The sequence below is a fragment of the Nocardiopsis sp. NPDC055824 genome (assembly GCF_053616335.1).
In genome coordinates this window covers 21,760-32,661 of sequence record NZ_JBSHDN010000059.1, presented here as the reverse complement: position 1 = coordinate 32,661, position 10,902 = coordinate 21,760, and the positions used below count along the sequence as shown (strand labels likewise).

General features: G+C 71.8%; 9 protein-coding genes and 1 tRNA gene. 4 read left to right on the top strand and 6 right to left on the bottom strand.

Going from position 1 to position 10,902, the window contains the following annotated elements:
• Window positions 1–88: 88 nt before the first annotated feature.
• Entirely contained in the window at window positions 89–643 is a 555-nt protein-coding gene (locus ACWGL3_RS14605; protein WP_267945689.1) for a TetR/AcrR family transcriptional regulator, read from the top strand.
• Window positions 644–695: 52 nt separating this feature from the next.
• Here the strand turns inward: ACWGL3_RS14605 and ACWGL3_RS14600 are convergent, their stop codons facing one another.
• Complete coding sequence (locus tag ACWGL3_RS14600) at window positions 696–1,703, bottom strand: SDR family NAD(P)-dependent oxidoreductase (protein ID WP_267945690.1); 1,008 nt, start codon at window positions 1,701–1,703, stop codon at window positions 696–698.
• A gap of 358 nt (window positions 1,704–2,061) precedes the next feature.
• On the bottom strand, window positions 2,062–3,555 hold the full coding sequence (locus tag ACWGL3_RS14595) for an MFS transporter (protein WP_267945691.1): 1,494 nt from the start codon (window positions 3,553–3,555) through the stop codon (window positions 2,062–2,064).
• Window positions 3,556–3,859: 304 nt separating this feature from the next.
• Between ACWGL3_RS14595 and ACWGL3_RS14590 the strand changes: the two genes are divergently transcribed.
• Window positions 3,860–4,549 (top strand): TetR/AcrR family transcriptional regulator, encoded by a 690-nt coding sequence (locus ACWGL3_RS14590; RefSeq protein ID WP_267945692.1) that lies wholly within the window; start codon window positions 3,860–3,862, stop codon window positions 4,547–4,549.
• Between the two features lie 325 nt (window positions 4,550–4,874).
• Here ACWGL3_RS14590 and ACWGL3_RS14585 read toward each other — a convergent pair whose 3' ends face one another.
• The 3 genes from ACWGL3_RS14585 to ACWGL3_RS14575 form a co-directional block, all read right to left on the bottom strand.
• The gene (locus tag ACWGL3_RS14585; protein ID WP_267945693.1) at window positions 4,875–5,510 is read right to left on the bottom strand and encodes an ABC transporter ATP-binding protein; all 636 of its coding nucleotides are present in this window, start codon (window positions 5,508–5,510) and stop codon (window positions 4,875–4,877) included.
• Window positions 5,510–7,204 carry a polyprenyl diphosphate synthase gene (gene uppS / locus ACWGL3_RS14580; RefSeq protein ID WP_267945694.1) on the bottom strand — a complete coding sequence of 565 codons (1,695 nt, stop codon included), beginning with the start codon at window positions 7,202–7,204 and terminating at the stop codon, window positions 5,510–5,512. The genes ACWGL3_RS14585 and uppS overlap by 1 nt, the downstream gene beginning before the upstream one ends.
• A 447-nt stretch (window positions 7,205–7,651) precedes the next feature.
• A tRNA-Pro gene (locus tag ACWGL3_RS14575) sits at window positions 7,652–7,725 on the bottom strand.
• Between the two features lie 351 nt (window positions 7,726–8,076).
• Between ACWGL3_RS14575 and ACWGL3_RS14570 the strand changes: the two genes are divergently transcribed.
• A complete protein-coding gene (locus ACWGL3_RS14570) occupies window positions 8,077–8,544 on the top strand; it encodes a hemerythrin domain-containing protein (RefSeq protein ID WP_452461401.1) in 468 nt (155 codons plus the stop codon).
• 59 nt (window positions 8,545–8,603) lie between these two features.
• Here ACWGL3_RS14570 and ACWGL3_RS14565 read toward each other — a convergent pair whose 3' ends face one another.
• A complete protein-coding gene (locus ACWGL3_RS14565) occupies window positions 8,604–9,590 on the bottom strand; it encodes an aldo/keto reductase (protein WP_452461400.1) in 987 nt (328 codons plus the stop codon).
• A 233-nt stretch (window positions 9,591–9,823) separates the two neighbouring features.
• On the opposite strand from ACWGL3_RS14565, the gene ACWGL3_RS14560 reads away from it, so the two are divergent.
• The gene (locus ACWGL3_RS14560) at window positions 9,824–10,864 is read left to right on the top strand and encodes a DNA cytosine methyltransferase (RefSeq protein ID WP_452461399.1); all 1,041 of its coding nucleotides are present in this window, start codon (window positions 9,824–9,826) and stop codon (window positions 10,862–10,864) included.
• The last annotated feature ends 38 nt before the right edge of the window (window positions 10,865–10,902 follow it).

Sequence of the window (10,902 nt, the reverse complement as noted above, 5' to 3'; positions counted from 1 at the left end):
GGACCGGCTCCGGTCCTCCCCGGGCCGCGGCGCGCGGGGCCTCCCGCGGCGGGCCGGTCGCCCGCCGGACACGCCCTAGAATCGCACGGTGCCCCGACGCGACCCCGAGATCCCCACACGCGACGCCATCGCCGCCGCCGCGGCCCACCTGTTCGTCGAACAGGGCTACTCCCGGACCTCGGTCCGCGAGATCGCCGCGGCGGCGGAGGTGGACCCCGCCCTGGTCATCCGCCACTTCGGCACCAAGGAGCGGCTGTTCCTGGAGACCGTCCGGATCGGCTCCGACCGGACGCCCTTCCTGGGCGGGCCGATCGAGACGCTCGGGACGCGGTTCGTCGACTACATCCTGACGGTGGACGACCACACGCGCGGCATCTACCTCGCGCTGATCCGGGCCAGCGACGCCAGCACCGTGGGGTCGCGCCTGCACGAGGCCCACGAGACGGCGTTCGTGCGTCCGCTGGCCGAACGCCTCTCCGGCCCCGACGCCCTGCTCCGTGCCCGCCTGGCCGCCGCACTCGTCGGCGGCCTGCTCTACAGCCTCTGGGTCGTCGGCGACGAGGAGCTGGCCGACGCCGACCACGGGGAGATCGTGGCGCGTTACGGCGCCCTCCTCCAGGAGCTCATCACCCCCGGGGACTGAACGCGTCCCGGCGCCCGGCCCCCTCCTCGCGGGGACCGGGCGCCGGCGTCCGTCACTGGACGGACCAGCCCCCGTCGGAGGCGAGCACGACGCCGTTGACGTTGTCGCTGTCGTCGCTGAGCAGCCAGGTGATCGACGCGGCGAGCTTGTCCGCGTCGGCCACCTGCGGGATGAGCCGCATGAACTCACCGATGCGGGCCTTGCCGAACTCCGAGCCGAAGGTCGCCTCGATCCCCGTGGCCACGGGTCCCGGGGCCACCGCGTTGACCCTGACCCCGTGCGGTCCGTACATGAACGCCGAGCTGCGCGTGATGCCGACGACGGCGTGCTTGGAGGCCGTGTAGGCGATCCCCGCCGCGTTGCCGCGCAGCGCCGCCTCGGAGGCGACGTTGACGATCGCGCCCCGCCCCGCGGCGAGCATGGCCGGGACCACCGCGCGCGAGAGCTTGAAGGTGCCGTCGACGTTGACCGCGAAGACGCGTTCCCAGGTCCGGTCGCTCACCTCGTGCAGGGGCGACATGTCGTCCATGATGCCGGCGACGTTGGCCAGGCCGTCGACGCGCCCGCCCGCCGCCTCGACGATCCGCGCCACGTCCTCGTCACCGGTGATGTCGGCGGCGACGGGCACGACCGTGTCCTCGGGCGAGGCGTCGACCAGGGACCGGAGGCGGTCCTGCGCGATGTCCACGGCGATCACCCGGCCGCCCTCGCGCACGATCCGCGCGGCGGTGGCGCGGCCGATCCCCGAGCCCGCTCCGGTGACCACGACCGTGCGTCCGGCGAACCGCGCACCGGTCGCGGACGCCTGCGGCTCCTCCTCGACGACGGGGGCGACCCCGCCGTTGGCGCGGAGCACGAGCTCGTCGACGAGCTCCTGCGGGAACCGGTCGCCGGCGATCTCGACGAGTTTGGCCAGCGAGAGCTTGCCGACGGGGCGCAGCGCGTCCGCGTCCTGTCCCGACCCCTCCAGCAGTTCGCGCAGGACCGGCCCTCCCGCGGGGTGCGCGAGCCACTCCTCCACCGTGTTCCCGGCGGTGATGGGCGTACCGTTCGCGGTCATGTCTCCTCCTCGCCGGCGGGGTGCCGATCCCGCCGCTCGTGTGGGCCGTGCCTTCCACGACCCTGCTGTCAACTTAGTTGACACCCATGCCACCCTAAGCGACGGAAGGAGCACGCGACCCGGGCGGGGCTGCGACCCTGCTCTCACCAGGGCGGGAGGAGGGCTCGCCCCGCCGAAGGCCCGCCCCCGCCACGGGGCCCGACGACGACCGCGCGTGTCCCGCACGGAGGGCCGTGAGGGACACGCGCGGAGCGGGGCGGGTGCGTGAACGGGCGGGAGCGGACGGCCGGGAGGGGCCGGCCCGGGGATCCCCCGCACCCTGGACCGCCCGGGACGGACGGCCCCGGGCGCGCACCGGTCAGGCGCCCCGGGTGGCCGCGGCGCCGACGGGCTCCGCGGTTCCGGACGCGGGCGGGTCTTCCGCCGAGGGCTTCCGGCGCCCGGGCAGGAACGCGGCGATGGCGAAGGCGGTGAGGGCGGCGAGCCCGCCGATGCCCAGGACCAGGGTGAAGGCGCCCTGCGACGGGAGGTCCTGGCCGCCCACCGGCAGGGTCATGCTGGTCAGGACCATGCCGGTGACGGCGCTGGCCACGGAGGTGCCGATGGAGCGCATGAGGGTGTTGAGGCTGTTGGCCGCGGCCGTCTCGGACCGCGGCACAGCCGCCATGACCAGCGCGGGCATGGCGCCGTAGGCCAGGCCCACACCGGCGCCGATGACGGTGGAGGCGATCATGAGCTGCCAGATGCCGGACATGAGCAGCAGGCTCAGGCCGTAGCCGACCGCGACCAGGAGCGCGCCGCACATCAGGGTCGTCTTCGGGCCCATGGCGCGGGACAGGCGCGCGGAGAGCGGCGCCATCACCATCATGACCAGCCCGTTCGGGGCCATCACCAGCCCCGCGACCAGGATCGTCTGCCCGAACCCGTACCCGGTGGCCTCGGGCAGCTGGAGCAGCTGCGGAACGACCAGGGACATGGCGAACATGGAGAACCCGAACACCAGGGAGGCGGTGTTGGTGAGCAGGACCTGGCGGCGCACGCTGGTGCGCAGGTCGACCAGGGGGTGCGGGGCGCGCAGCTCCCACCAGCCCCACACCAGGAGCACCACGGCCGCGGCGGCGAGCATCGCCCCGGGAACGCCGCTGCCCCAGCCCCAGTCCGAGCCCTTGGACACGGCCAGCAGGAGCAGGAGCAGTGCCACGGACAGGCCGACCGATCCGGGCAGGTCGAACCTGCCCCCCGCGCGGACCCCCGAGTCCGGGACGAGCGTGCGCACCAGGACGGCGGCGGCGCCGGCCAGCGCCGCGGCGACCCAGAACAGCGTGTGCCAGTCCGCGGTCTGGGCGAGGAACGCCGCGGCGGGCAGGCCGAGCGCACCGCCCACCCCCAGGGACGCGCTCATCACCGCGGTCGCCCCGCCCAGGCGTTCGGGGGGCAGCTCGTCGCGCATGATGCTGATGCCCAGCGGGATGACCCCGGCCGCCAGCCCCTGGAGGGCGCGGCCCACGACCATCGGCACCAGGCTGTCGGCGAGGGCGCAGAACACCGAGCCGACCACGAGGACCGCCAGGCTGAGGACCAGCATGGGGCGTTTGCCGTACATGTCGCCCAGGCGGCCCACCGTGGGGGTGGCGACCGCGGCGGCGAGCAGTGTGGCGGTGATCGCCCACGTCGTGTCCCCGGGGGTCGCCCCGAGGAAGCCCGGCAGCACGGGAACGAGGGGGATGACCAGGGTCTGCATGAGCGAGACGACGATGCCGCTGAAGGCGAGGACGCAGATGACCACGTTCGGCCGGGCGGGAGGGCGCGCGGGCGTCCGCGCTTCGGATGGGCTGGTGCGGGCATCGGTCATCGAGCAGGAACCCCCGTATTCGGACACGCGAAAGCGCCGACTTTTAAGTCAGGCGCATGACTTAGACTAACAGGACGTACCGGGCCGACTCCACGCCCGGCGGGAGTGAGGGAGGCCATATCAGCGAGGAAAACGCCGACGGCTCCGGCGCCCGCTCCCACCGGGGTCGGGCACGACCCGCACACACGTACGCGTCCGAGGGGCGCGGCCCCGGGAACGGGGGCCGGCCCCGGACCGGGGAACGGGGTCCCGCCCCGACGACACGGGTGAACCGCCCCGCGCGGAAATCGGTACGGTGGTCGGCATGAGCGGCAGGGTGGCGAGGTCGGAGCGGGTGGCGGCGACGCGGGAGACGATCCTGTCGGCGGCGGAACGGCTGTTCGCGGAACACGGCATGGCGGGGGTGTCCAACCGCCAGATCGGCCAGGAGGCCGGACAGGGCAACAACACCGCCGTCACCTACCACTTCGGCTCCAAGGAGGGACTCGTGCGCGCGATCGTGCGCCGCCGCACCGGGCCCGTCGAGGACGTGCGGCGCCGCATGGTGGCACGGGTCGACGGCTCCTCCGAGGTCAGGGACTGGGTGGCGTGCATGGTCGAGCCCCTGGCCCAGCACCTGGACGACCTGGGCACGCCCTCCTGGTACGGGCGCTTCAGCGCCCAGGCGCTGGCCGACCCCGCCTTCCGGGGGATCGTCTCCCGGGAGGCCATGGAATCACCCTCGCTGGTGCGCACCGGGGAGGAACTGCGCAGGTGCCTGCCCGACCTGCCCGCGCCCGTGCGCCGCGAACGCCAGGACATGGCCCGCCACCTCATCGTGCACACCTTCGCCGAGCACGAGCGGGCCCTCGCCGGGGGCGAGCCCACCCCCAGGGGCTCCTGGCACGAGGCCGCCACCGGCCTGACCGACGCGCTCACCGGCCTGTGGCTGGCCCCCGTCACCGCCCCCTCCGCCCGTCCGGAGCCGAGCGCCACGGGCGACCGCGCCCGCTGACCGCCCGGGGTCCCTGGCGGCTGCCGCCCGAGGGGGCGCTGTTACCCGGGCACTGCGCGGCGTCACGCACGTCCGCACACGCCCTCTCCCCCGGGGACGCAGAAAGGGTCCACCCCCAGGCGGACCCTTCACCGACCTGCTAGTTCTCTGTCGGCACGGCGGGATGTGAACCCACGACCCCCTTGCCCCCGTCAAGCCGAACCAAGCCGCAGGGGGCCGGGGACAGTCGCTCAGCAACAGGAAGAACCTGGCCAGGACGCAGGGTCCGGGCCACCAGACGGCGGGAACGGTCATGGAGGGGCGCCGTCAGCCCCACCAGGACCGCTCAGATTCCGGGTGGCCCGCCCACCCTCTGGGGTGTGCGGTCACGCGTGCGTGCGGCGAATGCCCCCAGGGCGACCACTCCGAACACCGCCCGGTCGACGTCGTGGGCCAGGTGGGAGATGACCACGATGGCGCGCCCTTGGGCCTGCAGTTCCGCAGAAATCTCCCAGAACCGCAGGTAGGTCTCCCAGTCGAAGCCCTGGTAGGGCTCATCCAGCAGGAGGACGGCCGGGTCGTGCATGAGGGACAGGACCAGGTTCAGCTTCTGCCGTGTTCCGCCGCTCAGGTGCCGGGCCGGGGTGGCACCGTACTGCTCGAACCCGAGGCGGGCGATGAGGGCGCGTGCCCGGTCCAGACTGCGCAACCGGTAGGCGACGGCGAAGTAGCGCAGATGCTGATCCACAGTCAGCTCCGGGTTGGTCACCGGGCGCTGGGGGCAGTAGCCGATTCGGCCCTCGACCCGCACCCGGCCGGAATCGGGCGCGAGTTCACCGGACAGGATCCGCAGCAGGGTGGTCTTGCCCGCTCCGTTCTCGCCGACGACCCCCACCAGCTCTCCGGGCGCGGCCCGCAGGCTCACTCCGCGCAGGACACGCCTCGTCCCGAAGGCCTTGTGCACGTCCGCCACGTGCAGCATCAGACGCTCTTCCCGATCAGGGTGCCGCCGAAGCTCCTGCGCCGTCCCGCGTAGGCGTCGACGGCGCGCACCAGGTGGGAGCGGTCGAAGTCGGGCCAGAGAGCGTCCTCGAAGACGATCTCGGCGTAGGCGGTGTGCCAGGGCAGGAAGTTGCTGATGCGCTGCTCGCCGGCGGTCCTGATCAGGAGGTCCACATCGGGCAGGCCGGGATCGTAGAGGTACTCGGCGAGGTCGGACTCCGTCAGGCGTGTCGGGTCCAGCCGCCCCGAGAGCGCCTCGGCCACCGTGCGTTTGAGCGCGTCCACCATCTCCTGGCGGCCTCCGTAGTCCAGGCAGAACGTGAAGGTCGTCCCGCTGTTGCCCGACGTCAGCTCCTCAGCCCACTCCAGCCGTTCGCGGAGTACTGCCCCGACCCTGCTGCGGCGGCCGTACCAGCGCATCCGAACGCCCCGGGCGTGCAGGCGCCCGGCCACCCCCGAAACGCGCCGGGTGAACGCCCTGAGCAGAGAGGACACTTCTTCGGGAGAGCGCGACCAGTTCTCCGTGGAGAAGGCGAAGGTGGTCACGTACTTGATGCCCAGATCCCCGGCGGCGTCCACCAGGCGGTACATCGCCTCCTCCCCTGCCGTGTGCCCTTCCACGGGAGCCAGCCCGAGCGCCCGGGCCCACCGCCGGTTACCGTCCATGATCACGGCCACGTGCTCGGGGACCGCGGCGGGAGGACCCCCGGGGTCCGGGGACGGGACCGGGGGCTGCCGTTGCCGCAGCTCGGGGACGACCGGCAGGACTCCGACAGGTGTCTCTCGGGTTTGTGACAAACGGGCGGGAACGGCTGTTCGCGGTGAGGCGCCCGGCGGGTCCGCCGGAAGGTACTCGCACTCGTCCAGGCCCGTTCGCAGCCCGGCCACCGTGGTCGCGAGGAAGGGACGGCTGGAAGGGTGCATGGCATCGACCACCCCCTGCCCCTGGTCCAGCAGTCCGCGTGCCCGTTGCACCTGTCGTGCGATCAGTTTCCGATAGGCGTCCGTGCCGCGCACACCGATCAGGTCGTCCGCGTCCAGGCCGAGTCGCTCCAGGTCCTGACGGGGCAGGTAGCAGCGGCCCTGTTCAAGGTCTTCGGGCAGGTCGTGAAGGATGTCGACGTACTGGAAGACTTCCCCCAGCAGCGACATGAGTTCCGGGGCGTCCTCCCGGACCGGCTCCAACACGGTGCCGAACAACTCAGCGACGGTGCCGGCCGTACCGCGCATGTAGCCGCGCAGGTCGGCGAAGCCGGGAAAGTCGGGCGGCCTGCGACTGTCCTGTTCAAGTGTGGCGAGAAGCTCCTCCAGCACCGGCACGGACATGTCCCACGCCCGCACCGTGTGGACCATGGCGCGCTGGACCGGCGACAGGCGAACGGGTGCGCCGGGTCCGCCGGCCAGCGCGGCCAGGGTGTCGGCGCGGAAACGGGCCAGGGCCGATCCACGCTCGGAGACCTCCCCTTCGTCGGCCAGCCGATCAGCCCACAGCCCGAAGGCGGCCAGCGCGTGCGCATAGGGGCGCTTGTGGACGGGCAGCAGATCGACGACCTGCGGAGAGAGATGGTCCGCACCCGTGTGGATCCTGCGACAGACCTCGAAGGCGCGCGCCAGACCGGTGTCGGCGCCCCGCTCCGCGATCAGCAGGGGGCCCGTCCTCATGTACCCGCTCATCGCTGTTCCTCCGCGGTGAGCGCGGGAGTATGCCCTCGCACCCGTGAACCGTTTCCCGCGAGAGGGACCGCCTGTGTCCACACCCTGGCCAACACCGAGGGGATTTGAATATGCACGCTGAGTAGCATAATGGTTTCCGTGCCCGCTTCGAACTGCTGGACCGGCGCAGGGGACGGACCCGGCTGGATCCGGCGAACGCGGTCTTCGAGTGCCTGGAGATCTTCCACAACCGGCAGCGCCGACACTCGTCGATCGGCTGGCTGAGACCCGTGGAGTTCGAGGGGAAGAGACCGGGCACCATGGCCTGAGAATCCAGGAAAACGGCTCCAGCACACTCAGTACACGCCAACGTGGGCCAACGGCCCACCTGGCCCGGTTCAACCCCACCGAGCGCGCAAAAAAGGGCCCACCTTATGGTGGACCCTCTCATGACCCGCTACTTCTCTGTCGGGACGGCGGGATTTGAACCCACGACCCCTTGACCCCCAGTCAAGTGCGCTACCAAACTGCGCTACGTCCCGGCCGCTGGGCGGGCGCCGTCTCCGGTCCCGCCAACAGGTAAAACTGTAGCGCATCCGGCAGTGCTCTCGAACCGCCCACACCTTTCGGACGACCCTCGTCCGTGGGCGGTCGCGACCCGGTGGACCGGTCGCGCGCCCCGCCGGGAGCGGGGTGCGGCAGCTTTCAGTGTCCCTGCCGGACCCCGGCGGCGGAGCCTCTGCGGTGGCTCCTCGCAGAGCTCGCGGGGACGTCGGCTCCGCGCGGTACCGTGGGGCGTTTCGCGCTCCCGGGCCTTCCGCGGGACGCCGGCGCGCCGCGCCCACGGCAACCGCCGCGGGCGTTCCTCCGTCCCCGACACCTGGAGCCACGCATTGACCGAGCAGAGGGCACACGCCTGGGGGCGGGAGCTCCGAGTCGTCCACCAGAGGCTGCGCGACGCCCTGGAGGTGGCCCGCGAGGCCATCACCGACGGCGCGGGGGCCGAGTCCGTCTCCCGCGACCTCCGGCTCTTCTGCCTCGGGTTCTGCACCGCCCTGAACGGCCACCACACGAGCGAGGACGCCGCCTTCTTCCCCCTCCTCCTGGAGCGCCGCCCCGACCTCGCGCCCGTCGTCGCCAAACTCAAGCAGGACCACAGCATGATCGAGTACCTCATCGCCGGCCTGCAGAAGGCCGTGGACTCCGGGCACGGCTCCGAGGAGCAGCTGCGCCACCTCAACGGGATCGAGGCGGTCATGGAGACCCACTTCCGGTACGAGGAGAAGCAGATCACCGGCGTCCTCGACGAGCTCACCGGCGAGGGGCTGGACAGGCGGACCCTGCTGGGCCCCCTCGCCTGAGCTCCCGGGAAGGCCCGACGGCACGGGCCCGTCCCGCCGCCGGGATGCTCCTATGGATGTCAGCCGAGGTCCTCCTCCCCGAGCAGCCCCTCCCCCACCAGGTCCGCCCACAGCGCGTCCGGCACCGGCCGGGCGAACAGGTCGGCGTTGCGCCGGGCCTGCTCCGCCGACCGCGCGCCCACGAGGACGGTGGCCACCGCCGGGTGCCGGGCCGCGAACGCCATCGCCGCCCCCGGCAGGGACACCCCGTGGCAGCGGGCGACCCCGGCGATCGCGGCGGCCCGGGAGCGCACCTCCGGCGACGCCGCCGCGTAGTCGTAGGTCGCGCCCTCGACGGGTTCGTCCGTGGCGAGCACTCCGCTGTTGAACACACCGGCCGCGATCACCGACACCCCGGCGCGCCGGCAGGCCGGGAGCATCGTGGCCGCCGCCGACCGGTCCAGGAGCGTGTACCTCCCGGCGAGCAGCACCGCGTCCACGTCGGTCTCCACCGCGAAGCGCTCCAGCATCCCCGCCTGGTTCATGCCCGCGCCGATCGCGCCGACCACCCCCTGGTCGCGCAGCTCGTGCAGCGCGGGGTAGGCCTCGCCCACGGCCTGTTCCCAGTGGTCGTCGGGGTCGTGGAGGAGGACCAGGTCGACCCGGTCCAGGCCGAGCCGCTCCAGGCTCCCCTCCAGTGACCGCAGCACTCCGTCCGCACTGAAGTCCCACCGGCGGGTGTGCGTGGCGGGGACGTCGAAACCGTGGTCGTCGCGTTCTCCGCCCCGGTTCGGGGACGGCTCCAGCAGCCTGCCGACCTTGGTCGACACGGTGTACCGGTCCCGGGGCAGGCCGGCCAGCGCGCGTCCCAGCCTCCGCTCGGAGAGGCCCAGCCCGTAGTGCGGGGCGGTGTCGAAGTACCGCACCCCCGCGTCCCACGCCGCCCGCACGGCATCGTGGGCGGCCTCCTCCGTCACCGCCCGGTCCATGCCGTTGCCGATCCCCACGGCGCCGAACCCGAGCGCGCCGACCTCCACCCGCGAGCGTCCCAGCCTGGTCGTCCCCATGCGCTCCCCTTCTCCGTGTGCCCACGGACAACTCTCGAACGCTGCGGCCCTCGCCATCCCTCGCCGGAGCCGGCGTGCGTGCTGCGCGGGGAACCTGTCTAACCCACGGGAGCCGGATCCGCAGACAACACGTCACGACTCTCGCGCAGTTTTCTTCCTCTGGAAAAGCACCCTTGCACACCGAAAGGTCGGCGCGCACAGGTACCGTGAGAAGGCGCCATCCGAATCGATACATGTACCGATCGGTGGACGATGTTGCGCGCCACCCTCGGACACACAACAGGGGAGCCATGGAAAAAAGGTTCAGAAGTCTGGACATCTGCGCCGGAGCCGGTGGCCAGGCTCTCGGCCTGGAACAAGCAGGCTTCGATCCGACGCTCCTTCTCGACACCGATCCTCACGCATGCGCCTCCCTGTTTCTGAACCGACCACAATGGGATGTCGTCGAGACAGACCTACGAGATTTCGTGGGACACGAATATCCCCAGGTCCTGAACGTCGATCTGCTGGCAGGTGGTCTTCCACGCATTCCCTACTCGGTGGCAGGGCAACAGCGCCAGGCCACGAGTGAGCGTGACGACCTGCTCAAGGCAACCGTCTGGCTGGCGACGGAGGTCCAACCCCGGGCCATCATGCTGGAGAACGTCCCCCACCTGGTGAAGTCGCCCAAGTTCGCCGAGCTCCGTGACTCCGTCGAGGAGGAGCTGAAGCACTGCGGCTACGTGTGCGTGTGGCACGTTCTCGACGCACAGGACTTCGGAGTTCCCCAACGTCGCGAACACGGCGTTCTCGTGGCCATGAGACCTGAGGACATGGACCACTTCTCCTGGCCCTCGTCCACGGGCAAGGCAGCCACCGTGGGGGAGGTCCTGGGCTCGTCGATGGCGAGCCGTGGGTGGCAGGAGGCACATGATTGGAGCCTTCTGGCGAACGAGGTGGCACCGACGATCGTGGGCGGGTCCAAGGAGAGGGGCGGCGCCGATCTGGGTCCCACGCGCACGAAGAAGATCTGGGCCCGCCTGGGTGTCAACGGCGCGAGCATCGGTGACGACGTTCCGGGGCCGGACTTCGTGATGAGACAGGGTGAGGGAACACACGGGCACCGAGGACTGCCCAAACTGACGGTGGAGCAGGTGGCTCTCCTCCAGGGATTTCCGTCCGACTGGCAGTTCGCCGGCCGTAAGACCGCCCGGTACCGTCAGGTCGGGCAGGCGTTCCCACCTCCCCTCGGAGCGGCGCTGGGAAAGTCGATCCGAGCAGCGCTCGACCACTGAACCCAGGAGGGGAGCGGGGGTCGAGATCCCTCACACCC

What these genes read in the sequence shown, in the direction of transcription:
- ACWGL3_RS14560 (WP_452461399.1), top strand. Translation starts at nt 9,824, where the DNA reads ATGTACCGATCGGTGGACGATGTTGCGCGCCACCCTCGGACACACAAC.
- ACWGL3_RS14595 (WP_267945691.1), bottom strand. Translation starts at nt 3,555, where the DNA reads ATGACCGATGCCCGCACCAGCCCATCCGAAGCGCGGACGCCCGCGCGC.
- ACWGL3_RS14585 (WP_267945693.1), bottom strand. Translation starts at nt 5,510, where the DNA reads ATGCTGCACGTGGCGGACGTGCACAAGGCCTTCGGGACGAGGCGTGTC.
- ACWGL3_RS14600 (WP_267945690.1), bottom strand. Translation starts at nt 1,703, where the DNA reads ATGACCGCGAACGGTACGCCCATCACCGCCGGGAACACGGTGGAGGAG.
- ACWGL3_RS14590 (WP_267945692.1), top strand. Translation starts at nt 3,860, where the DNA reads ATGAGCGGCAGGGTGGCGAGGTCGGAGCGGGTGGCGGCGACGCGGGAG.
- ACWGL3_RS14565 (WP_452461400.1), bottom strand. Translation starts at nt 9,590, where the DNA reads ATGGGGACGACCAGGCTGGGACGCTCGCGGGTGGAGGTCGGCGCGCTC.
- uppS (WP_267945694.1), bottom strand. Translation starts at nt 7,204, where the DNA reads ATGAGCGGGTACATGAGGACGGGCCCCCTGCTGATCGCGGAGCGGGGC.